Annotated in this window: 18 protein-coding genes and 4 tRNA genes; 6 read left to right on the top strand and 16 right to left on the bottom strand. The window is 62.7% G+C overall.

The window, feature by feature from the left end; all coding sequences use genetic code 11:
* Positions 1 to 2: 2 nt before the first annotated feature.
* From leuB to leuC, 4 genes are all read right to left on the bottom strand, one after another.
* Complete coding sequence (gene leuB / locus PFLCHA0_RS10595) at positions 3 to 1085, bottom strand: 3-isopropylmalate dehydrogenase (protein WP_015634898.1); 1083 nt, start codon at positions 1083 to 1085, stop codon at positions 3 to 5.
* A gap of 51 nt (positions 1086 to 1136) precedes the next feature.
* Positions 1137 to 1901, bottom strand: a complete 765-nt coding sequence (locus PFLCHA0_RS10590; protein ID WP_015634897.1) for a class I SAM-dependent methyltransferase — start codon at positions 1899 to 1901, stop codon at positions 1137 to 1139.
* 94 nt (positions 1902 to 1995) lie between these two features.
* Positions 1996 to 2640: a 3-isopropylmalate dehydratase small subunit gene (gene leuD, locus PFLCHA0_RS10585; RefSeq protein ID WP_015634896.1), complete on the bottom strand. Its 645-nt coding sequence runs from the start codon at positions 2638 to 2640 to the stop codon at positions 1996 to 1998.
* Positions 2641 to 2650: 10 nt separating this feature from the next.
* Complete coding sequence (leuC, locus tag PFLCHA0_RS10580; RefSeq protein ID WP_015634895.1) at positions 2651 to 4069, bottom strand: 3-isopropylmalate dehydratase large subunit; 1419 nt, start codon at positions 4067 to 4069, stop codon at positions 2651 to 2653.
* 153 nt (positions 4070 to 4222) lie between these two features.
* Between leuC and PFLCHA0_RS10575 the strand changes: the two genes are divergently transcribed.
* Positions 4223 to 5113 (top strand): LysR family transcriptional regulator, encoded by an 891-nt coding sequence (locus tag PFLCHA0_RS10575; protein ID WP_011060374.1) that lies wholly within the window; start codon positions 4223 to 4225, stop codon positions 5111 to 5113.
* An 83-nt stretch (positions 5114 to 5196) separates the two neighbouring features.
* The gene (locus tag PFLCHA0_RS10570) at positions 5197 to 8475 is read left to right on the top strand and encodes an EAL domain-containing protein (RefSeq protein WP_011060373.1); all 3279 of its coding nucleotides are present in this window, start codon (positions 5197 to 5199) and stop codon (positions 8473 to 8475) included.
* Between the two features lie 48 nt (positions 8476 to 8523).
* On the opposite strand, the gene PFLCHA0_RS10565 is transcribed toward PFLCHA0_RS10570, so the two are convergent.
* From PFLCHA0_RS10565 to gltX, 10 genes are all read right to left on the bottom strand, one after another.
* Positions 8524 to 8970, bottom strand: a complete 447-nt coding sequence (locus PFLCHA0_RS10565; RefSeq protein WP_011060372.1) for an Hsp20 family protein — start codon at positions 8968 to 8970, stop codon at positions 8524 to 8526.
* A 114-nt stretch (positions 8971 to 9084) separates the two neighbouring features.
* Entirely contained in the window at positions 9085 to 10044 is a 960-nt protein-coding gene (locus PFLCHA0_RS10560) for a tRNA dihydrouridine synthase (protein ID WP_015634892.1), read from the bottom strand.
* Positions 10045 to 10188: 144 nt separating this feature from the next.
* Positions 10189 to 10623 (bottom strand): acyl-CoA thioesterase, encoded by a 435-nt coding sequence (locus PFLCHA0_RS10555; RefSeq protein WP_011060370.1) that lies wholly within the window; start codon positions 10621 to 10623, stop codon positions 10189 to 10191.
* A 47-nt stretch (positions 10624 to 10670) separates the two neighbouring features.
* Positions 10671 to 11504 carry an alpha/beta fold hydrolase gene (locus PFLCHA0_RS10550; RefSeq protein ID WP_015634891.1) on the bottom strand — a complete coding sequence of 278 codons (834 nt, stop codon included), beginning with the start codon at positions 11502 to 11504 and terminating at the stop codon, positions 10671 to 10673.
* Between the two features lie 26 nt (positions 11505 to 11530).
* Complete coding sequence (locus tag PFLCHA0_RS10545; protein WP_011060368.1) at positions 11531 to 12070, bottom strand: TetR/AcrR family transcriptional regulator; 540 nt, start codon at positions 12068 to 12070, stop codon at positions 11531 to 11533.
* Between the two features lie 182 nt (positions 12071 to 12252).
* Positions 12253 to 12328: transfer RNA gene (locus tag PFLCHA0_RS10540), tRNA-Glu, on the bottom strand.
* 78 nt (positions 12329 to 12406) lie between these two features.
* A tRNA-Ala gene (locus PFLCHA0_RS10535) sits at positions 12407 to 12482 on the bottom strand.
* Positions 12483 to 12534: 52 nt separating this feature from the next.
* A tRNA-Glu gene (locus PFLCHA0_RS10530) sits at positions 12535 to 12610 on the bottom strand.
* An 80-nt stretch (positions 12611 to 12690) separates the two neighbouring features.
* Positions 12691 to 12766: transfer RNA gene (locus tag PFLCHA0_RS10525), tRNA-Ala, on the bottom strand.
* A gap of 279 nt (positions 12767 to 13045) precedes the next feature.
* On the bottom strand, positions 13046 to 14527 hold the full coding sequence (gene gltX, locus PFLCHA0_RS10520) for a glutamate--tRNA ligase (RefSeq protein WP_041117010.1): 1482 nt from the start codon (positions 14525 to 14527) through the stop codon (positions 13046 to 13048).
* A 232-nt stretch (positions 14528 to 14759) separates the two neighbouring features.
* Here gltX and PFLCHA0_RS10515 point away from each other — a divergent pair, with 232 nt between their 5' ends.
* Both PFLCHA0_RS10515 and PFLCHA0_RS10510 read left to right on the top strand, forming a co-directional pair.
* Complete coding sequence (locus tag PFLCHA0_RS10515) at positions 14760 to 15806, top strand: HlyD family secretion protein (RefSeq protein WP_041752090.1); 1047 nt, start codon at positions 14760 to 14762, stop codon at positions 15804 to 15806.
* Positions 15796 to 17346: an MDR family MFS transporter gene (locus PFLCHA0_RS10510; protein WP_011060365.1), complete on the top strand. Its 1551-nt coding sequence runs from the start codon at positions 15796 to 15798 to the stop codon at positions 17344 to 17346. The genes PFLCHA0_RS10515 and PFLCHA0_RS10510 overlap by 11 nt, the downstream gene beginning before the upstream one ends.
* A 112-nt stretch (positions 17347 to 17458) precedes the next feature.
* Here the strand turns inward: PFLCHA0_RS10510 and uvrB are convergent, their stop codons facing one another.
* Positions 17459 to 19474 (bottom strand): excinuclease ABC subunit UvrB, encoded by a 2016-nt coding sequence (uvrB, locus tag PFLCHA0_RS10505; RefSeq protein ID WP_011060364.1) that lies wholly within the window; start codon positions 19472 to 19474, stop codon positions 17459 to 17461.
* A 337-nt stretch (positions 19475 to 19811) separates the two neighbouring features.
* Here uvrB and PFLCHA0_RS10500 point away from each other — a divergent pair, with 337 nt between their 5' ends.
* Together PFLCHA0_RS10500 and PFLCHA0_RS10495 are read left to right on the top strand one after the other, a co-directional pair.
* A complete protein-coding gene (locus tag PFLCHA0_RS10500) occupies positions 19812 to 21008 on the top strand; it encodes an amino acid aminotransferase (RefSeq protein WP_015634888.1) in 1197 nt (398 codons plus the stop codon).
* Positions 21009 to 21139: 131 nt separating this feature from the next.
* Positions 21140 to 21337: a hypothetical protein gene (locus PFLCHA0_RS10495; protein ID WP_011060362.1), complete on the top strand. Its 198-nt coding sequence runs from the start codon at positions 21140 to 21142 to the stop codon at positions 21335 to 21337.
* Between the two features lie 6 nt (positions 21338 to 21343).
* On the opposite strand, the gene PFLCHA0_RS10490 is transcribed toward PFLCHA0_RS10495, so the two are convergent.
* Positions 21344 to 21577 (bottom strand): hypothetical protein, encoded by a 234-nt coding sequence (locus PFLCHA0_RS10490; RefSeq protein WP_011060361.1) that lies wholly within the window; start codon positions 21575 to 21577, stop codon positions 21344 to 21346.
* Positions 21578 to 21581 lie beyond the last annotated feature (4 nt).

Genomic DNA, 21581 nt, shown 5'->3' with positions numbered 1-21581 from the left:
GATTACAGATTCCGCAGCGCGGCGACTACTGCATCGCCCATTTCCTGCGTACCGACTTTGGTACAACCGGTCGACCAGATGTCGCCGGTGCGCAAACCCTGGTCCAGGACCCGGCTCACGGCCTGCTCGATGGCGTCCGCGGCCTCGGTCAGGTTGAAGCTGTAGCGCAACATCATCGACACCGAGAGGATGGTCGCCAGCGGGTTGGCAATGCCCTGCCCGGCGATGTCCGGCGCCGAACCGTGGCATGGCTCGTACATGCCCTTGTTGTTGGCGTCCAGGGACGCCGACGGCAGCATGCCGATGGAACCGGTGAGCATCGAGGCTTCGTCGGAAAGAATATCGCCGAACATGTTGTCGGTGACGATCACATCGAACTGCTTCGGCGCACGCACCAGTTGCATGGCGGCGTTGTCCACGTACATGTGGCTCAACTCGACATCCGGGTAGTCCTTGGCCACTTGCTCGACCACTTCACGCCACAGTTGGCTGGACGCCAGGACGTTGGCCTTGTCCACCGAGCACAGCTTCTTGCCGCGCACGCGGGCCATGTCGAAGCCGACCCGGGCAATACGGCGGATTTCACTCTCGCTGTACGGCAGGGTGTCGTAGGACTGGCGTTCGCCGTTTTCCAGTTCGCGGGTGCCCCGTGGCGCGCCGAAGTAGATGCCGCCGGTCAGCTCGCGAACGATGAGGATGTCCAGGCCGGAGACGATTTCCGGTTTCAGGCTCGAAGCATCGGCCAATTGCGGGTAGAGGATCGCCGGACGCAGGTTGCCGAACAGGCCCAGTTGCGCACGAATCTTCAGCAGGCCGCGCTCAGGGCGGATGTCACGCTCGATCTTGTCCCACTTCGGGCCGCCCACGGCGCCCAGCAGCACCGCATCGGCGGCACGGGCACGATCCAGGGTCTCATCGGCCAGGGGCACACCGTGCTTGTCGATGGCCGCACCGCCGATCACGTCGTGGCTCAGCTCGAAGCCCAGGCTGTACTTGTCGTTGGCCAATTCCAGGACCTTGACCGCCTCGGCCATGATTTCCGGGCCAATACCGTCACCGGGGAGAATCAGAATCTGCTTGCTCATGCGTTCCTCGTTTGCTCTGTCGGCACGCCCGCAGGCGTGCCCGGAAAAAGTCTATCGCTCGGCCCACAGCACCAGTACATCTGTACTGAACGAACCGTCGGCCGCAATCTCAAAATATTCACGCACTTCGTTACCCATTGCCTGCTGCAACTGGCGGATCGCCACCCGCAACGGCTCGGGAGTGCGCATGCGCTCGACCCAGGAGCTGTACTCCAGGCGCAGGCGCTGGCGGCTGGTACTGCGGGTGTGCAGGCCGGCCTCGCTGACCTGGCGCAGCCATTCACCCGCCGAATAATCGCGCACATGGCTGGTATCGCGCAGCACTTCGACGCTTTGCAGGTAAGTGTCCAGCAGCGGACTGCCCGGCGACAAGACATCGATGAACGCCGCCACGCCGCCCGGCTTCAGGACCCGGCGCACTTCCCGCAGGGCCAGGCCCAGGTCGCTCCAATGGTGGGCCGAGTAACGGCTGAAGACGAAGTCGAACTCGCCATCGGCGAACGGCAGGCGCTCGGCGGCGCCCAGTACGGTGCGGATGTTACCCAGCCCGCGCTCCTGCGCCGCCCCTGCCACCACATCCAGCATCTGCTGGGAGAGGTCGTAGGCCACCACTTCCCTGACCTGCGGCGCGACATGAAAACTGACGTGGCCGGCACCGCAGCCCAGGTCCAGGAGCCGGGCTGTGCCCTTGCCTGCCACCTCGGCCTGCAGCAAGGCGAATTCGGCACCCTGAGCGTGCACGGTGCTGCTCAGGTAAGCCGAAGCCTGCTCGCCAAATTGCTTCTGTACTACCTGGCTGTGGGCGTTGCTGGTCATGGGGCGATCCTTTTGGGCAAGGGAAACGGCGTTCGCTGGCAAGCCAGCTCCTACAACGCCATCCGTAGGGGCCGGCTTGCCGTCGATCAGGCAATCAGGCGTCGCGGAACAGCCAGGGCTGGCTGGCGCGATGCTTGGCCTCGAAGGCGGCGATGGCGTCGCCGTCCTGCAGGGTCAGGCCGATGTCGTCCAGACCGTTGAGCAGGCAATGCTTGCGGAAGGCATCGATCTCGAACTTCAGCACCTTGCCGTCGGGGCGGGTCACGGTCTGCGCTTGGAGGTCGATGCGCAACTGGTAGCCCGGAGTAGCCTCGACCTGCTGGAACAGCTCGTCGATTTCAGCGTCGCTCAGGATGATCGGCAGCAAGCCGTTCTTGAAGCTGTTGTTGAAGAAGATGTCGGCGTAGCTGGGCGCGATGATGCTGCGAAAACCGTACTCCTCCAGGGCCCACGGCGCGTGCTCGCGGCTGGAGCCGCAACCGAAGTTTTCCCGGGCCAGCAACACGCTGGCACCCTGGTAACGCTCGGCGTTGAGCACGAAATCCTTGTTCAACGGGCGCTTGGAGTTGTCCTGGTAGGGCTGGCCCACGTCCAGGTAGCGCCATTCGTCGAACAGGTTGGGGCCAAAGCCGGTGCGCTTGATCGACTTGAGAAACTGCTTGGGGATGATCTGGTCGGTGTCGACGTTGGCACGATCCAGAGGCGCGACCAAACCATTGTGCTGAGTGAAAGCTTTCATGCTGCGCTCCTTAGATCAATTCACGGACGTCGACGAAACGACCGCTGACAGCGGCGGCGGCGGCCATGGCCGGGCTGACCAGGTGGGTACGCCCACCGGCACCCTGGCGCCCTTCGAAGTTGCGGTTCGAGGTCGAGGCGCAATGCTCGCCGGACTCCAAGCGGTCCGGGTTCATCGCCAGGCACATCGAGCAGCCCGGCTCACGCCATTCGAAACCGGCTTCGAGGAAGATCTTGTCCAGGCCTTCAGATTCGGCCTGCGCCTTGACCAGGCCCGAGCCCGGCACCACGATCGCCTGCTTGATGGTGGAAGCCACTTTGCGGCCCTTGGCGATGACCGCGGCGGCGCGCAAGTCTTCGATCCGCGAGTTGGTGCAGGAGCCGATGAAGACGCGGTCCAACTGAATGTCGGTGATCGCCTGATTGGCGCTCAAGCCCATGTACTTCAAGGCGCGGACGATGGAGTCGCGCTTGACCAGATCCATTTCCTTGGCCGGGTCCGGTACGTTCTGATCCACCGCCAGGACCATTTCCGGGGACGTGCCCCAGCTGACCTGCGGCTTGATCTGTGCGGCATCGAGCTCGACCACGGTATCGAACTTGGCGTCGGCATCGGACACCAGGTCCTTCCAGGCCTCGACGGCCAAGTCCCATTCGGCGCCCTTGGGGGCGAACGGACGTCCCTTGACGTATGCCACGGTCTTTTCGTCCGCCGCCACCAGGCCGACACGGGCACCGGCTTCGATGGACATGTTGCAGATGGTCATGCGGCCTTCGACGGACAGCTCGCGAATCGCGCTACCGGCGAACTCGATGGCATGGCCGTTACCGCCGGCGGTGCCGATCTTGCCGATCACGGCCAGGACGATGTCCTTGGCGGTCACGCCGAAAGGCAAGGTGCCTTCCACGCGCACCAGCATGTTCTTCATTTTCTTGGCCACCAGGCACTGGGTGGCAAGGACGTGCTCCACCTCGGAGGTGCCGATGCCATGGGCCAGGGCGCCGAAAGCACCGTGGGTCGAGGTGTGGGAGTCACCACAGACCACGGTCATGCCCGGCAAGGTGGCGCCCTGCTCCGGGCCGATCACGTGGACGATGCCCTGGCGCACGTCGTTCATCTTGAATTCGACAATGCCGTATTCATCGCAGTTGTCGTCGAGGGTCTGCACCTGGAGGCGGGAAACCTGGTCGGCGATCGCTTCGATCCCGCCCTTGCGCTCCGGCGTGGTCGGTACGTTGTGGTCCGGGGTAGCGATGTTGGCATCGATGCGCCATGGCTTGCGCCCGGCCAGACGCAGGCCTTCGAAGGCTTGCGGCGAGGTCACTTCGTGGATGATGTGACGATCGATATAGATCAGCGCCGAACCATCGTCGCGCTGCTTGACCAAATGCGAATCCCAGAGCTTGTCGTAGAGCGTCTTGCCGGCCATCGGACCATTCCTCATCAGCTTGTTTCTATGCCCCGGGCTCCGATCGTGCGCCGATCAATAACCCTTTGGCTTGTGAGGCCGATCCTATGGCGTTAGATTAAATAACTCAAATTCATATTTTTCATGCTTTGGATAACCAACTGGAATACAACTATGGACCTGGCCAACCTCAACGCCTTTATAGCCATCGCCGAGACCGGCAGCTTTTCCGGCGCCGGCGAACGCCTGCACCTGACCCAGCCAGCCATCAGCAAACGCATCGCCGGCCTGGAGCAGCAACTCAACGTGCGGCTGTTCGACCGCCTGGGGCGGGAGATCGGCCTGACCGAGGCCGGGCGTGCCCTGCTACCCCGGGCCTACCAGATCATCAATGTGCTGGATGACACCCGCCGCGCCCTGACCAACCTCACCGGCGAAGTCAGTGGCCGCCTGACCCTGGCCACCAGCCATCACATTGGCCTGCACCGCCTGCCGCCATTGCTGCGGGCCTTCACCCGGCGCTACCCGCAAGTGGCCCTGGACATCCAGTTCCTCGACTCCGAAGTGGCCTACGAGGAAATCCTCCATGGCCGCGCCGAACTGGCAGTGATCACCCTGGCCCCCGAGCCCCACTCCCTGGTCAAGGCCACTGCGGTCTGGGACGACCCGCTGGACTTCGTCGCCGCGCCGGAACACCCGCTGGTCAGCAGCGGCCAGGTGAGCCTGGCGGATATTGCCCTGCATCCCGCAGTTTTCCCCGGCGGCAATACCTTTACCCACCATATTGTCCAACGCCTGTTTGAAGCCCAGGGCCTGACGCCTAACATCGCCATGAGTACTAACTATCTGGAAACTATAAAGATGATGGTGTCCATCGGCCTGGCCTGGAGCGTGCTGCCACGCACCATGCTCGACGACCAGGTGGCGCGCATTCCTTTACCGGGCATACAGCTGCACCGCCAGCTAGGCTATATCCTGCATACCGAACGGACACTTTCGAACGCTGCGCGGGCTTTCATGGCCTTACTGGATGCACAAGTCGATTGGCCAGGGAACCCGGCATAACACTCCGGGTATCGCCCGTGCCACGCCGCAGCGCCATGAGTATCCCGCACCCGACGAATGACTCAGCTCAAGGCCTGACCTCCATGCCCAAACCCGCTGACCGTATTCCGCCCTTGCCGCGTATCCATGCTGTCGACCCCCGGGAGTCGGAGCAAAGCTGGGAAAACGCACCGCAGCTGCTCGCCGCCCTCAATGGTGCGCGCCTGGGGGCCTGGTATTGGGATATTGAAAGCGGGCAGATCAGTTGGTCCCGGGGCACCCAGGCGCTGTTCGGCTTCGACCCGCGCCAGCCCTTGCCGGAAAACCTCGAATACCTCGACCTGCTGCCCATCGAGGACCGGGCCAGGACGATTCGCGCCTTTCATTCAGTGCTGGCCGGCGCGCCGCTGGAACACGCCATGCACCACCGCATCCGCTGGCCCGACGGCAGCCTGCACTGGCTGGAGATCAACGGCAGCGTGTTACCGGACAAGCACGGCAAGCCGCGAATGATCGGGGTGATCCGCGAGATCACCCACCAGCGCCAACGCGAAGAAGCCCTCAGCAGTTCGGAAAAGCGCTTTGCCACGCTGTTTCACCTGTGCCCCAACACCGTGCTGCTGACCCGCCTGGAAGATGGCCTGATCAGCGAGGCCAACCAGTACTTCGAAAGCCAGTTCGGCTGGCCCGCCGAGCACGTGATCGGCCGTACCACCCTGGAGATCGGCCTGTGGGTCAACCCCGAACAGCGCGCCCAACTGATCAAGGCGGTCCAGAAGAAGGGCCAGGCCGCCAGCCTCGAAGTGCAATTTCGCGCCAGCAACGGGCAGATCCATGACGGCATCCTCAGTGCCCAGAAGGTTGAACTGGAGGGCAAGGCCTACCTGCTCAGCACCTTTCTCGACACCAGCGAGCGCAAACGATCCGAACAGGCGCTCAAGGACAGCCAGGAACGCCTGGACCTGGCCCTGGATTCGGCGCAACTGGGCACCTGGGACTGGCACATTCCCAGCGGCATGCTCTACGGCTCGGCCCGCGCCGCGCAATTGCACGGCCTGGAACCCATCCCTTTCCATGAATCCTTCGACGCCTTCTTCGAAGGCGTACCCACCGAAGAGCGCAACTCCATGCGCGATGCCTACCGCAGCCTGCGCGAAGGGCCGGCGGGCAACTATCAACTGACCTACCGGGTGCAACTGGAGGACGGCAGCTCGCGCTACCTGGAAAGCCGCGCCCGCCTCTACCGCGACGAACAGGGCAGCCCGCTGCGCATGGCCGGCACTCTGCTGGACATCACCGAGCAGGTGGAACGGGAACAGCGCCTGATCACCTCCGAAGAGAAATTCGCCAGCCTGTTCCAGGTCAGCCCCGACCCGATCTGCGTGACCTTGCTGGAAACCGGTCAGTTCATCGAGATCAACTCCAGCTTCACCCAGACCTTCGGCTGGACCCTGGACGAAGTGCTCAACCGCAGCGCCGAACAGATCGGCCTATGGGAAGACGCGGCGCCGCGCCTGCGGCGCATCGAACAGGTGATTCGCGAACAGGCGCTGAATAATGTGGCAGTGGTGGTCCACCACAAGAACGGCCAGCCGCTGACCTGCATCATTTCCAGCCGCCTGATCACCGTGGACAAGCAGCCCTGCATCGTCACCAACCTGCGGGACATCACCCAGCAGCAGCGCTCGGAGGCAGCCCTCAAGGCCAGTGAAGAGAAGTTCGCCAAGGCCTTTCACTCCAGCCCTGACGCCATCAGCATCACCGAGCGCGACACGGGCCGCTATCTGGAAGTCAACGATGGTTTCTGCCGCCTGACCGGCCACCGCAACGACGAGGTGATCGGCCGCACCATGTACCAAATCGGCATCTGGGCCGAAGAAGCGCAACTCTCCACCTTGCTGGCGGAGCTCCAGATCAAGGGCCGGGTGCACCACCTGGAAATGCTCGGGCGCAACAAGCGCGGGGAAATCCTCACCCTGGAAGTCTCGGTGGAACCCATCACTCTCAACGAAACGCCCTGCCTGCTAATGACCGCCCGGGACGTCAGCCTGCTGAAGAACGCCCAGGCACAGATCCGCCACCTGGCTTACCACGACCCCCTGACCAACCTGCCCAACCGCGCCCTGCTGATGGACCGCCTGAGCCAGCAGATTGCCCTGCTCAAGCGTCATAACCTGCGCGGTGCCCTACTGTTTCTCGACCTCGATCACTTCAAGCACATCAACGATTCCCTGGGCCACCCGGTGGGCGACACCGTGTTGAAAATCATCACCGCCCGGCTCGAAGCCAGCGTGCGCATGGAAGACACCGTGGCACGCCTGGGCGGCGATGAGTTCGTGGTCCTGCTGAGTGGCCTTGAGGGCACGCGCAACGAAGTCAGCGAACAGGTCCGCCAGCTGGCCGACACCCTGCGCGAATTGCTGTCCGAACCGATGTTCCTCGATGGCCAGCGCCTGCAGGTCACCCCGAGCATCGGTGTGGCACTGATTCCCGACCACGGCTCGACCCCCACCGACCTGCTCAAGCGCGCCGACATCGCCCTTTATCGGGCCAAGGATTCAGGGCGCAACACCACCCAGATGTTCCACAACACCATGCAAAAAGCCGCCAGCGAACGCCTGCGCATGGAAACCGACCTGCGCCTGGCCCTGTCCCGGGGCGAATTCAGCGTGCACTTCCAGCCCCAGGTGGACGCCCGCGACAACCGCATCGTCGGCGCCGAAGCCTTGGTGCGCTGGCAACACCCGGAGTTGGGCGCACAGTCGCCGACCGAGTTCATCAAGGTGCTGGAGGACAGCGGCCTGATCCTCGAAGTGGGCACCTGGATTCTCGACGAGGCCTGCCTGGCCTTCAGCCAGTTGATCGATCAGAAACTGGTGGATCCCCAGCACTTCAGCCTGTGCGTCAACATCAGCCCGCGGCAGTTCCGCCAGACCGACTTTGTCGAGCGGGTCGAACACAGCCTGCACGCCTACGCACTGCCCTCGAGCCTGCTGAAGCTGGAGATCACCGAAGGCATCGTGATCCAGAACCTGGAAGACACCATCAACAAGATGCGCCGGCTGAAGAAACTCGGAGTGAGCTTTGCCATGGACGACTTCGGCACCGGCTACTCGTCCCTGACCTACCTCAAGCGCTTGCCGGTGGACACCTTGAAGATCGACCAGTCCTTCGTCCGCGATGCGACCCACGACCCCAACGATGCGGAAATCATCCGGGCCATTGTCGCCATGGCCCGCAGCCTGAACCTCAAGGTCATCGCCGAAGGCGTGGAAACCCCGCAGCAGCTCGAATTCCTCCAGGGCCTGGAGTGCCACCTGTACCAGGGTTTCCTCCATAGCAGGCCGTTGCCGCTGAGCGAATTCAAGAAGCTGCTGGAATGACAGGCACGAAAAAGGGCGCCACCAGGGCGCCCTTTTTTTGCAGCGGTCTTAGTGTTGCAGAGCCGCCTGCTGCGCACCGTTGATCGGGATGCGCTTGGCTTTGGCCTCTTCCGGCACAACCCGCAGCAGGTCGATATTCAACAGACCGTTGCTCAGGGCCGCGGCCTTGACCTCGATATGGTCGGCCAGGCGGAAGGACAGCTTGAATGCACGCTGGGCAATGCCCTGGTGCAGGTAAGTGACGCTTTCATTGGCATCGCGCTTGCCACCGCTCACGGTCAACACGCCTTTTTCCACTTGCAGTTCCAGGTCTTCTTCCTGGAAACCGGCGGCGGCAATGACGATGCGGTATTGATCGTCAGCGTGTTTCTCAACATTGTAGGGTGGGTAGCTGCTGCCTGGTTCGTTGCGCAGTGCCGACTCGAACAGATCATTGAAACGGTCGAAGCCGACAGAGGAACGGAACAGTGGAGCCAAGGAAAATGCAGTACTCATGGGTGTTTCTCCTGATTATTCAGCGAGTGGTTATCTCCGCGACCCGAATTCGGCATCGCGTACCCAAGAGATAGGGATGGGCTCCAGCGTTTCAAGACATGCCTTAAAAATTTTTTACGCCGCCTCGCTCCGGGGCATGCCCAACAGGCGCCCGACCTGATCCAGCTCGGTTTCCCGGCGCAGGGCGGTGAACAGTTCGACCGCTTCCGGGTAGTTGCGGGTCAGCATCGCCAGCCATTGCTTCAGGCGCCCCGGCGCCGAACGCGGGGTCAGTTGCACCACCACCTGAGCCCAGAAATCCTGGAGCATCGGCTGCAGGTCGGCCCAGGACATTTCCACCACGTCTTCACCGGCCCGGGCTGCGGCGATCTGCCGGGCCAGATCGGGACGCGAAACCAGCCCGCGACCCAGCATGATGTCCTCGACGCCGCTGATTTCCCGGCAACGGCGCCAGTCCTCGACGCTCCAGATATCCCCGTTGGCGAACACCGGCACCTTGACCACTTCCTGCACCCGCGGGATCCACTCCCAATGGGCCGGCGGCTTGTAGCCGTCGACCTTGGTCCGCGCGTGCACCACGATATGTTCGGCGCCACCCTCGGCCAGCGCTGTGGCACAGACCAACGAGCCATCCGGGCTGTCGAAGCCCAGGCGCATTTTCGCCGTGACCGGAATGTGCGCCGGCACCGCACGCCGCACATGCTCGACGATCTGGTTCAGCAGCTCGGGCTCCTTGAGCAGCACCGCCCCGCCCCGGGACTTGTTGACGGTCTTGGCCGGGCAACCGAAGTTCAGGTCGATGACCTCACTGCCCAGCTCGCAGGCCAGGGCCGCGTTCTCTGCCAGGCACACCGGGTCCGAACCCAGCAACTGCACTCGCAGCGGCACGCCGGCCGCGGTGTGTGCACCGTGCAGCAGTTCGGGGGCGAGCTTGTGGAAGTAGGCAGGCGTCAACAGGCGGTCATTGACGCGGATGAACTCGGTGACACACCAGTCGATCCCGCCAACACGAGTCAGTACATCCCGCAGGATGTTGTCGACCAACCCCTCCATGGGCGCCAGGGCAATTTGCATGAAACACACTCGACAAGAAAACGGGCAAAAAAACGTCCGCCAGTTTACTGGGTTTCGACCTTCAGCAGGAGTTTTACAGGGGCGAGCCAGCCGTTGCAGGCGCCTTCGCTGGCAAGCCGGCGCCTGCACGGGCACAGAAAGGTATCAGGCGCCCTGCAGGGCCGGGCCGTAACCGTCCAGGAACTCGGCGGGCATGCGCTTGGGCTTGCCGGTGGACAGCTCGATGCAGACAAAGGTGGTCTGGGCCCGCAACAGGGTCGTACCGTCGCTCGGGCGCATCAGCTGGAAACGCCGGGTCATCTTCAGGCGCTGGTCCCAATCGACGATCCAGGTGGCCAGTTGCAGCTCATCGCCTTCATAGGCCGCCGCCAGGTAATCGATCTCGTGCCGCACCACGGCCATCGCCCGGTCCAGGCGCCGGTATTCGGCCAGGTCCAGCCCCAGGCGTTGCGAATGTCGCCAGGCGCAACGCTCCAGCCAGGTCACGTAGACCGCATTGTTGGCGTGCCCGAGGCCATCGATATCCTCGGCGGCCACCTGCAGATCGATGACGAATGGCGTTGCCAGATCCCAACTCATGCCCGACTCCCGGTCAGTTTTTTTGACCGGGGCAGTGTAACGGATGCTCAGGCCGATTGGCGCGCTTGAAGATGCCGTCCACTGACCAGCGCCACCACCGCATCCACCACTCGGGAGTCGGCCAATATCCGCTGGTGGCCACCTTCACTCAAGCGCAGGAGACGGCTGTCGAACCAGGCCTGGTGGATGAGCTCCGATTCCTTGACCGGAACGAAGAGGTCATCTTCGGCGTGAATGATCAGGCCGGGCATATCCAACTGATACTGGGCCACGTCCATGGCGGCGGCGCGCATTCCGACCTTCTTCTCCACCTGGCGGATAAAGGCGGAACGCGCCCTGGGCGGCAACCGCATGTAGCTGGCAAAACCGCGCAACACGGCCAGGATACGTGCCGGCGCGGCAATACTGACCAGGGTTTCGGTGCGCAGGCCCAATTGCACCGCGAGCATGGCGCTGGCACCGCCCATGGAGTGGCCGATCACCGCGCGCAGGGGCGGCAATTCGGCTGCTGCCTCCAGCATCGCCCGGGCAAACAGTGCCACGTTTGCCTCATCGCCCGGGGAACGACCATGGGCCGGGCCATCCAGCGCCACGGCGGTATAGCCGGCGGCCACCAGGGCCTCGATCAGGCTGGCAAACTGCGTGGGCCGCCCTTCCCAGCCGTGCATCAGCAATACCGTCGGCCCCTGGCCCCAACGCAGGGCTGAAAGCCCGAAACGCAAGGTCAGGCGCTCGGCACGCGCCAGCAGGGGCAACTCCCACTTTCGTGGCGGCAGCTCGCGAGGGGTCATGAACAAATGACGCATCCGATTCGCCGCCCATTGCGGCGCCACCCACCCCAGAGTGCCATTGACGCCACGAATCCAGCTCAATCTGCTCATCACCTACCTCGCCGTTGCACTTCAGGTCATAGCACCGCCGACTTGGCGGCACGCAGCAAACGATCGGACAACTCGCCGGGCCCCAAGGCCCGCGCCAGGGACAGGCCGCCAACCATCAGCGCCATGTCGGCCAAGGCCTTGTCGGTATCTTCGGGGCTGGCAGCCAGTTGCGCGACCATCAGCTCCATGTGTTCGTTCAAGGCCTTGCGAAAGCTCTCGGGCAAGCGCCCCAGTTCGCCGACCGAGGCTGGAATCGGGCACGCCTGCTCGGTGGAGTCGCGGTGTTTGCGCGACAGATAGAACGCCGCTGCCAACGCCCGGCGCTCTTCGCCGCTGAGGCTTGCATCCATTTCATCGAGCAGGCCGCGTCGATGGGAAAGCAACTGAGTGAAAGCCTCCAGCATCAGCGCATCCTTGCTCTCAAAGTGCGCATAGAAGCCGCCCACAGTCAGGCCGGCAGCCCCCATCACCTCACCCACACTCGGTTCGGCCGGGCCGCGCTGGATCAGTGCAGAACTGGCGGCCTGGAGAATACGTTCGCGGGTTTGAGCTTTTTTGTCGTTCATCGTTACCTCCGAATATTACGGAAAAAATATTATTCTCATAATAATTTTCCGCAAGTCGCCAGTGTGACCGTCGGTCAGAAGCGCAGGCTGAGGAAGAAAGAGAAATTGGCCGAAGGCCAGAAAAACAAAAGGGTCATTCAATGATTGAATGACCCTTAAAAATCCCGCAGAGCGGGTAAACGTGGCGTCCCCTAGGGGACTCGAACCCCTGTTACCGCCGTGAAAGGGCGGTGTCCTAGGCCACTAGACGAAGGGGACACAAACCCTTCTAACAGCTGATCAGTGCTGAGTACTGATCGATCCAAGGCCGGTGTGGCCAAGCCTTGAACTGTAAATTGGTGGAGCTAGACGGGATCGAACCGTCGACCTCTTGCATGCCATGCAAGCGCTCTCCCAGCTGAGCTATAGCCCCGGATTTTCGCCTCGCGGCGCAGCGACATCTTGCAACATCGCTTGTGTGAAACTGGCGTCCCCTAGGGGACTCGAACCCCTGTTACCGCCGTGAAAGGGCGGTGTCCTAGGCCACTAGACGAAGGGGACGCAAACCCTTCTGTACAACTGACCGGTGCTGAGTACCGATCGATTCAAGGCCGGTGTGGCCAGGCCTTGAACTGCAAATTTGGTGGAGCTAGACGGGATCGAACCGTCGACCTCTTGCATGCCATGCAAGCGCTCTCCCAGCTGAGCTATAGCCCCTCATCGCTGAGGACGGGGCGAATCTTAAGGGGCGATCGGAAGGCTGTCAATTTTTTTTCCGTTTTTTGAAAAAAAATTTGCCGGGATAACAATCACTTACCGCCCCGCCCGGAAAACCCGGGGTTTTGCGGCCCTCTGCGCCTGCGGCGAGTCGCACAAAACACTCGCCGCAAGCCTCAAAGAACCACCAGAAGCCGCAATCAACCCGCCTGGCGCTTGAGTTTCAAGCGTAGTCGAAAAGCTCCCCGCCCCTGTCGGCTGCCCTTGGGCAAAAACGCCTCAGGCGATGGCGCCGAGGAGTTTTTCCCATTCCTTGTTTTCTTTCTTCGACACACCACCCAGCAGATCGATGGCCTGGCGCAGACGGAACCGGGTCAGGTCCGGACCGAGGATTTCCATGGCATCGAGCACCGACACCGAACTGGCCTGGCCAGTAATGGCGGCAAACATCAGCGGCATGGCATCGCGCAGTTTCAGCTCCAGAGACTCAACCACCGCCTGGATGGTCGCGGTGATGCTGTCTTTCTCCCACTGACGCAGGCTTTCGAGCTTCCACAGGATCAATTGCATCAGCTGACGCACCTGATCGCCGGACAGCTTCTTGGACTCGAACAGCTTGGCATCCGGGTTCACCCCACCGGCGAAGAAGAAGCCGGCCAGCGGTGCGATCTGGCTGAAGGTTTCGACCCGGCCCTGTACGTGCGGTGCGATCTTCATCATGTAATCGGGGTTCAGCGCCCAGGTCTGCACCCGGCTGGCGAACTCCTGCACCGGCAGGTCACGCAGCCACTGGCCGTTGAGCCAGGACAGCTTCTCGATATCGAAGATCGGCCCCCCCAGGGACACCCGCGTCAGGTCGAAATTGTCGACCATTTCCTGCAGCGAGAACTTCTCGCGCTCGTCCGGCATCGACCAGCCCATGCGGCCCAGGTAGTTGAGCATGGCTTCCGGCATGAAGCCCATGCGCTCGTAGAAGGTTACCGAGGTCGGGTTCTTGCGCTTGGACAGCTTGCTCTTGTCCGGGTTGCGCAGCAGCGGCATGTAGCACAGCTGCGGCTGCTCCCAGCCGAAGTACTCGTAGAGCAGGATCAGCTTGGGCGCCGACGGCAGCCATTCTTCGCCGCGCAGCACGTGGGTGATGCCCATCAGGTGGTCGTCGACCACGTTGGCCAGGAAGTAGGTCGGCAGGCCATCGGTCTTCATCAGCACTTGCATGTCCATGCGATCCCACGGGATCTCGACATCGCCGCGCAGCATGTCCGGCACCACGCAGACGCCTTCGGTAGGCACTTTCATGCGGATCACGTGAGGCTCGCCGGCCGCCAGGCGCCGGGCCACTTCTTCCTTGGACAGCAGCAGGGCCCGGCCGTCATAGCGCGGGGTTTCGCCACGGGCCATCTGTTCGGCACGCATCTGGTCCAGCTCTTCGGCGGTGCAGAAGCACGGGAAGGCGTGGCCCAGGTCCACCAGTTGCTGAGCGTACTTCTGGTAGATGTCGCCACGCTCGCTCTGGCGATACGGGCCGTGAGGGCCGCCAACGTCCGGGCCTTCGCTCCAGTTGATGCCCAACCAGCGCAAGGCGTCGAAAATCTGCTGCTCGGACTCCCGGGTCGAACGCAACTGATCGGTGTCTTCGATACGCAGGATGAACTCACCGCCATGCTGCTTGGCAAAGCAATAGTTGAACAAAGCGATGTAGGCGGTACCTACGTGGGGATCCCCGGTAGGCGATGGCGCGATGCGCGTGCGGACGGTGGTCATGGCATGTCTCGAAAGGAAAGAAAAACGAGGAATAAAACAGGGGGCGAATGGTAACAGGCGACGGCAGCCCCGCTCCAGTGAGGAGGGCATTTAAGCCAAGGTTGCGACTCCAGGCCGCTGCCAGCCTGTTGAAGGGCCAATAATCAGCCCATGGCATTTACCGCCCAGTGGCTATATGCCAGATTCGCCCGCTGATAGATCTCCTTACACTTTTATTGAATACAGCCAGCCCATGCCAGCCCAACTCAAGCGTCGCCTGTTTGTCTTTCTGTCCCTGGTCCTGTTGATTGCCCTGGGTTTCCTTGCCCACTGGTGGTTCCACGGGCGCTTTTACGAGACCACGGACAACGCCTACGTGCAGGGCGAGATCACCCGGGTCTCCAGCCAACTGAGCGCGCGAATCGAAGAAGTGCTGGTGCAGGACAACCAGCATGTGGAACAGGGCCAGTTGCTGGTACGCCTGGAAGGGCAGGACTTCCAACTGGCGGTGGACCGCGCCCAGGCCGCCCTGGATACCCGCGAGGCCGAACGCCTGCAGGCCCAGAGCAAGCTGACCCAGCAAGCCAGCCTGATTGCCGCGGGCCAGGCTCAGGTGGCGTCGAGCCAGGCCAGCCTGGGCCGCTCGCAGATCGACCTGTCTCGGGCCCAGACCCTGCGCAAGCCCGGTTACGTCTCCGAGGAGCGGGTCACTACCCTTTCCGCCGACAACCATATCGCCCGCTCCCAGGTGGCCAAGGCCGAAGCCGACCTGCAGGGCCAGCGCCAGCAAGTCAATGCCCTGAACGCCGAGATCAAGCGCCTCGATGCACAGATCGCCAACGCCCGGGCCGACCTGGCGCAAGCACGACTGAACCTGACCCGTAGCGAGATCCACGCCCCCATCAGCGGCCTCATCGGCCAGCGCGCCGCACGCAATGGCCAGGTGGTGCAGGCCGGCGCCTATCTGCTGTCGATCGTTCCGGACCAGGACATCTGGATCCAGGCCAACTTCAAGGAAACCCAGATTGGCCACATGCAGCCCGGGCAAAAGGCCGAGCTGACCTTCGACGCCTACGGCGATACACCGATCCAGGCCCGGGTCGACAGCCTGTTCGCCGCCTCCGGCGCGCAATTCAGCCTGCTGCCGCCAGACAATGCCACCGGCAACTTCACCAAGGTGGTACAGCGCATTCCGGTCAAACTGACCTTCGCAGCCGACAATCCCCTGCGGGGCAAGATCCGCCCCGGCATGTCGGTAACCGTGAAGGTCAACGTCAAAGACCCCGTCGATGGCCGGTGATCAACTGCTGCGTCCGGTGGGCGAACCCACCCGGCGCGACTGGATCGCGGTGATGAGTGCCATGCTCGGCGCCTTCATGGCGGTGCTCGACATCCAGATCACCAACTCCTCGCTCAAGGACATCCAGGGCGCGCTGTCCGCTACCCTGGAGGAAGGCTCGTGGATCTCCACTTCCTACCTGGTGGCGGAGATCATCATGATCCCCCTCACCGCCTGGCTGGTGCAGCTGCTCTCGGCCCGGCGCCTGGCGGTCTGGGTCTCGGTGGGCTTTCTTATTGCCTCCCTGCTCTGCTCCATGGCCTGGAGCCTGGAAAGCATGATCGTGTTCCGCGCCTTGCAGGGCTTTACCGGCGGCGCCCTGATCCCCCTGGCCTTCACCCTGACCCTGATCAAGCTCCCCGAGCATCACCGGGCCAAGGGCATGGCCATGTTCGCCATGACCGCCACTTTCGCCCCCTCCATCGGCCCGACCCTGGGCGGCTGGCTCACGGAAAACTGGGGTTGGGAGTACATCTTCTATATCAACGTGCCGCCGGGCCTGCTGATGATCGCGGGCCTGCTGTATGGCCTGGAAAAGAAGGAAGCTCACTGGGAACTGCTGAAAAGCACCGACTACGCCGGCATTCTCACCCTCGGCCTGGGCCTGGGTTGCCTGCAGGTATTTCTTGAGGAAGGCCACCGCAAGGACTGGCTGGAATCGAGCCTGATCGTCACCCTGGGCAGCATCGCCCTGATCAGCCTGGTCACCTTCGTCATCGTCCAGGTCTCCAGGCCCAACCCGCTGATCAACCTGGGCATCCTGCGCAATCGCAACTTCGGCCTGTCGAGTATCTCCAGCCTGGGCATGGGCGTTGGCCTGTACGGTTCGATCTACCTGCTGCCGCTGTACCTGGCGCAGATCCAGAACTACAACGCGCTGCAGATCGGCGAAGTGATCATGTGGATGGGGGTGCCGCAGTTGTTCCTGATTCCCCTGGTGCCCAAGCTGATGCAGTTCATTTCACCGAAATGGCTGTGCACCCTGGGCTTTGGCCTGTTCGGCCTGGCGAGTTTTTCGTCGGGGGTGCTCAACCCGGACTTTGCCGGGCCGCAGTTCAACCAGATCCAGATCATTCGCGCCCTGGGCCAGCCGCTGATCATGGTCACCATCTCGCTGATCGCCACGGCTTATATTCAGCCCCAGGACGCGGGATCGGCCTCCAGCCTGTTCAACATCCTGCGCAACCTCGGTGGCGCCATCGGCATTGCCCTGCTGGCGACCTTGCTGGATGCCCGGACCAAGACCTATTTCGACTACCTGCGCGAAGCCGTTGTGCCCAGCAATCCCCAGGTGGCGGAACGCCTGGCAACCCTCACCGAGAAGTTCGGCAGCGAGACCGCAGCCCTGGGCAAGCTCAGCGAAATCACCCACCAGCAGGCACAGATCATGGCCTACAACGACGCCTTCCATTTCGTCGGCATTGCCCTGGGCATCAGCATGCTGGCGATCCTGCTGACCAAGGCCCTGCCCAAGGGCCTCAAGGCCGGCGAAGCCCACTGACCCACGAATTGCCTGCAGGGGCTGGCTTGCCAGCGAATAGACTCCCAACCCTTGCACAGGATTGGAGGGCCTCTTCGCCGGCAAGCCGGCTCCTACGAGGGATCGAGCGTCGTTAGACGGTGAGCAAGCGCTCGCGCAGCTTGGTGATTTCGTCGCGCATCTGCGCCGCGGCTTCGAACTCCAGGTCGCGGGCCAGTTGGTACATCTTCTCTTCGAGCTGGCGAATGCGCTTGGTGATCTCGCTGGGCGAGCGCAGTTCGTTTTCGTAGCGGGCGTTTTCCTCCGCGGCCTTGGCCATGCCCTTGCGCTTCTTGCTGCGCGAACCGGGCACGGTGGCGCCTTCCATGATGTCGGCAACGTCCTTGACCACACCCTTGGGGGTGATGCCATTGGCCAGGTTGAAGGCGATCTGCTTGTCGCGACGGCGCTCGGTCTCGCCAATCGCCCGCTCCATGGAGCCTGTGATGCGGTCGGCATAGAGAATCGCCCGGCCATTGAGGTTACGCGCGGCCCGGCCGATGGTCTGGATCAGCGAACGCTCGGAACGCAGGAAGCCTTCCTTGTCGGCATCGAGAATCGCCACCAGGGACACTTCCGGCATGTCCAGGCCCTCACGCAGCAGGTTGATCCCCACCAGCACATCGAAAGTGCCCAGGCGCAGGTCGCGGATGATCTCCACCCGCTCCACGGTGTCGATGTCCGAGTGCAGGTAGCGCACACGCACGCCATGGTCGGCCAGGTAATCGGTAAGGTCTTCGGCCATGCGCTTGGTCAGGGTGGTCACCAGTACCCGCTCTTCCACGGCCACACGCTTGGTGATTTCCGACAGCAGGTCGTCCACCTGGGTCAGGGCCGGGCGCACTTCCACTTGCGGGTCCACCAGCCCGGTGGGGCGCACCACCTGCTCCACCACGCGGCCGGCGTGCTCGGCCTCATAGTTGCCCGGAGTGGCGGAAACGAAGATGGTCTGCGGGCTCACCCCTTCCCACTCGTCAAAACGCATTGGCCGGTTATCCAGAGCCGATGGCAGGCGGAAGCCGTACTCAACCAGGGTTTCCTTGCGCGAGCGGTCGCCCTTATACATGGCGCCGACCTGGGGCACGCTGACGTGGGATTCGTCGATCACCAGCAAGGCATCCGCCGGCAGGTAGTCGTACAAGGTAGGTGGCGCCGCGCCAGCCGGACGCCCCGAGAGGTAGCGCGAGTAGTTCTCGATGCCGTTGCAGTAGCCCAGTTCGAGGATCATCTCCAGGTCGAAACGGGTGCGCTGCTCCAGGCGCTGGGCTTCCACCAGCTTGTTGTTGGAACGCAGGTATTCCAGGCGCTCCTGCAACTCCACCTTGATCCCTTCGATGGCGTCCAGCAGGGTTTCCCGCGGGGTCACGTAGTGGCTCTTGGGGTAGAAGGTGAAGCGCGGCAGTTTGCGGATCACTTCACCGGTCAAGGGGTCGAAGGCGCTGATGCTTTCCACTTCGTCATCGAACAGCTCGATGCGGATCGCTTCCAGGTCCGACTCCGCCGGATAGATGTCGATCACATCGCCACGCACGCGGAAGGTAGCGCGGGCGAAATCCATGTCGTTGCGGGTGTACTGCAAGTCCGCCAGGCGGCGCAGCAGGGCGCGCTGATCGAGTTTGTCCCCGCGGTCCACGTGCAGGACCATCTTCAGGTAGGTTTCCGGGCTGCCCAGGCCATAGATGCACGACACCGTGGTGACGATGATGGCGTCCTTGCGCTCCAGCAGCGCCTTGGTCGCGGACAGGCGCATCTGCTCGATATGGTCGTTGATCGAGGCGTCCTTCTCGATAAAGGTGTCGGAGGACGGCACATAGGCTTCGGGCTGGTAGTAGTCGTAGTAGGAAACGAAGTACTCCACCGCGTTGTTCGGGAAGAAGGCCTTGAACTCACCATACAGCTGCGCCGCCAGGGTCTTGTTCGGCGCCAGCACCAGGGTCGGGCGCTGCACCTGGGCGATCACGTTGGCGATGCTGAAGGTCTTGCCCGAACCGGTCACACCGAGCAGGGTCTGGTGGGCCAGCCCGGCCTCGATGCCTTCGACCATCAGGCGGATGGCTTCCGGCTGGTCGCCGGCGGGCTGGAAGCGGGTGACTAGCTGGAATTCAGACATAACGTACCTCTGGGATCATTCGTGCGCGGCAATACCGTACAGGAACAGGAAAGACCGCGTACGACCCATGTCGCCGAGGAAAAAAACCGGAATATCCTTGATGTGGAGCCGATTACCACAGCTTTCAAGGCAAAGGTCCTACACCCGCTGACACCCTGGTTATTGCAATAAGACTAACGGTCGAAAAATAAAGCGAAAAACTTGGCGCAAAAGGTCAATAGCCTGTCGCCCCACGCGATGATGGCCTCTATACTAGCTCCCCGTTTGTGCACCGCTCTAGTGCATTCGGCTGGAGCGCGACACGTCCCTCCACACTCCATTCAGAGCCGCCGTAAAAATGAGCCTGTTCTCCGCTGTCGAAATGGCACCACGCGATCCTATCCTGGGCCTCAACGAAGCATTCAACACCGATACCCGCACCGATAAGGTCAACCTTGGGGTGGGCGTGTACTGCAACGAGGAGGGACGCATTCCGCTCCTGCGCGCCGTTGTCGAAGCCGAGACGATTCGCGCCGCCCAACATGCTTCCCGTGGCTACCTGCCGATCGACGGCATTGCCGCCTACGACCAGGCGGTACAGAAGCTGCTGTTCGGCAACGACTCGCCACTGCTGGCCGCTGGCCGCGTGGTCACCACCCAGGCCGTTGGCGGCACTGGCGCCCTGAAGATCGGTGCCGACTTCCTCAAGCAGTTGCTGCCCAACGCCGTGGTCGCCATCAGCGACCCGAGCTGGGAAAACCACCGCGCCCTGTTTGAGACCGCCGGCTTCCCGGTGCAGAACTACCGCTACTACGACGCGGCCACCCACGACGTGAACCGTGCTGGCCTGCTGGAAGACCTGAACGCCCTGCCGGCCCAGTCGATCGTGGTGCTGCACGCCTGCTGCCACAACCCGACCGGTGTCGACCTGAGCCCACAGGACTGGAAAGACGTCCTGGAGGTGGTCAAGGCGAAAAACCTCGTGCCCTTCCTCGACATGGCCTATCAGGGCTTTGGCGACGGCATCGACGAAGACGCCGCGGCGGTGCGCCTGTTCGCCGAGTCGGGCCTGACCTTCTTCGTTTCCAGCTCGTTCTCCAAGTCGTTCTCGCTGTACGGCGAGCGCGTTGGCGCCCTGTCCATCGTCAGCGGCTCCAAGGAAGAAAGCGCCCGCGTGCTGTCCCAGGTCAAGCGCGTGATCCGCACCAACTACTCCAACCCGCCGACCCACGGTGCAACCATCGTCGCCGCCGTGCTGAACAGCCCGGAACTGCGCGCCCAGTGGGAGCAGGAACTGGCGCAAATGCGCCTGCGGATTCGCGGCATGCGCACCCAGATGGTCGACTTGCTGGCCAAAGGCGCCCCTGAGCACGACTTCAGCTTCGTCGGTCGCCAGCGCGGCATGTTCTCCTACTCTGGCCTGACCGTTGAGCAAGTGACCCGCCTGCGCAACGAATTCGGCATCTACGCCCTGGACACCGGCCGCATCTGCGTCGCCGCGCTGAACCAGAACAACATCCATGTCGTGACCCAGGCCATCCTGCAAGTGATCTGATTCACGACAGCGCCAACGAAAAGGGGAAGCCGGCAGGCTTCCCCTTTTTCGTTGGCGATACGTCGTTGCCCTGCCCGCCCCCACAGCCTCTAGACTGTGAGCCTATGCCCCCCCTGCTGAGCGAGATCCCGATGAAAAACGATGACCTGCGGGCCGACCGCGACGAACTGGAGCATTACCTGCCCCGCTCGCAGAAACGCGAAAAGAGCCTGGTGCTGCAAATTGCCCTGGGGGTATTCCTTGGCGGACTGGCCCTGTGGCTGGTGCAACTGGCCGCAACCTCGCTGATGGCCAAGCTGATGCTCGGCACCCTGACCTTCGGCGGCTGAACCGCCCTACCCCTGCAATTGAGCCAGGCGCTGGCTGGCGGCATCGTCGAACGCCACGTACAGCGCCTCGGCCACCTGGCTCTTGATGGCCTTGGCACTCTCCAGCCCCAGGACAAAACCTTCGGCCTTGCCGCCGGCACGGTTCAAATCCATCGCCGATCCGGCCTGGGTAATGGCGTCCAGCAACTTGCCGGCCTGGGGGCCGACCCCTTTGGGCAGGCTGATCTGCTCGATGCTCATGACA

It is taken from the genome of Pseudomonas protegens CHA0 (genome assembly GCF_000397205.1).
Classification (GTDB): Bacteria; Pseudomonadota; Gammaproteobacteria; order Pseudomonadales; family Pseudomonadaceae; genus Aquipseudomonas; species Aquipseudomonas protegens.
The sequence above is the reverse complement of the archived record's forward strand: the minus strand, read 5'-3'. Positions and strand labels throughout refer to the sequence as shown.

Coding starts and splice junctions, on each gene's coding strand:
- PFLCHA0_RS10560 (WP_015634892.1), bottom strand. CDS start 10,044: ATGCAAATTGCCCTGGCGCCCATGGAGGGGTTGGTCGACAACATCCTG.
- leuB (WP_015634898.1), bottom strand. CDS start 1,085: ATGAGCAAGCAGATTCTGATTCTCCCCGGTGACGGTATTGGCCCGGAA.
- PFLCHA0_RS10565 (WP_011060372.1), bottom strand. CDS start 8,970: ATGAGTACTGCATTTTCCTTGGCTCCACTGTTCCGTTCCTCTGTCGGC.
- PFLCHA0_RS10510 (WP_011060365.1), top strand. CDS start 15,796: ATGGCCGGTGATCAACTGCTGCGTCCGGTGGGCGAACCCACCCGGCGC.
- PFLCHA0_RS10555 (WP_011060370.1), bottom strand. CDS start 10,623: ATGAGTTGGGATCTGGCAACGCCATTCGTCATCGATCTGCAGGTGGCC.
- leuD (WP_015634896.1), bottom strand. CDS start 2,640: ATGAAAGCTTTCACTCAGCACAATGGTTTGGTCGCGCCTCTGGATCGT.
- PFLCHA0_RS10545 (WP_011060368.1), bottom strand. CDS start 12,070: ATGAACGACAAAAAAGCTCAAACCCGCGAACGTATTCTCCAGGCCGCC.
- PFLCHA0_RS10575 (WP_011060374.1), top strand. CDS start 4,223: ATGGACCTGGCCAACCTCAACGCCTTTATAGCCATCGCCGAGACCGGC.
- PFLCHA0_RS10590 (WP_015634897.1), bottom strand. CDS start 1,901: ATGACCAGCAACGCCCACAGCCAGGTAGTACAGAAGCAATTTGGCGAG.
- gltX (WP_041117010.1), bottom strand. CDS start 14,527: ATGACCACCGTCCGCACGCGCATCGCGCCATCGCCTACCGGGGATCCC.
- PFLCHA0_RS10495 (WP_011060362.1), top strand. CDS start 21,140: ATGAAAAACGATGACCTGCGGGCCGACCGCGACGAACTGGAGCATTAC.
- PFLCHA0_RS10550 (WP_015634891.1), bottom strand. CDS start 11,504: ATGAGCAGATTGAGCTGGATTCGTGGCGTCAATGGCACTCTGGGGTGG.
- PFLCHA0_RS10515 (WP_041752090.1), top strand. CDS start 14,760: ATGCCAGCCCAACTCAAGCGTCGCCTGTTTGTCTTTCTGTCCCTGGTC.
- PFLCHA0_RS10490 (WP_011060361.1), bottom strand. CDS start 21,577: ATGAGCATCGAGCAGATCAGCCTGCCCAAAGGGGTCGGCCCCCAGGCC.
- leuC (WP_015634895.1), bottom strand. CDS start 4,069: ATGGCCGGCAAGACGCTCTACGACAAGCTCTGGGATTCGCATTTGGTC.
- PFLCHA0_RS10500 (WP_015634888.1), top strand. CDS start 19,812: ATGAGCCTGTTCTCCGCTGTCGAAATGGCACCACGCGATCCTATCCTG.
- PFLCHA0_RS10570 (WP_011060373.1), top strand. CDS start 5,197: ATGCCCAAACCCGCTGACCGTATTCCGCCCTTGCCGCGTATCCATGCT.
- uvrB (WP_011060364.1), bottom strand. CDS start 19,474: ATGTCTGAATTCCAGCTAGTCACCCGCTTCCAGCCCGCCGGCGACCAG.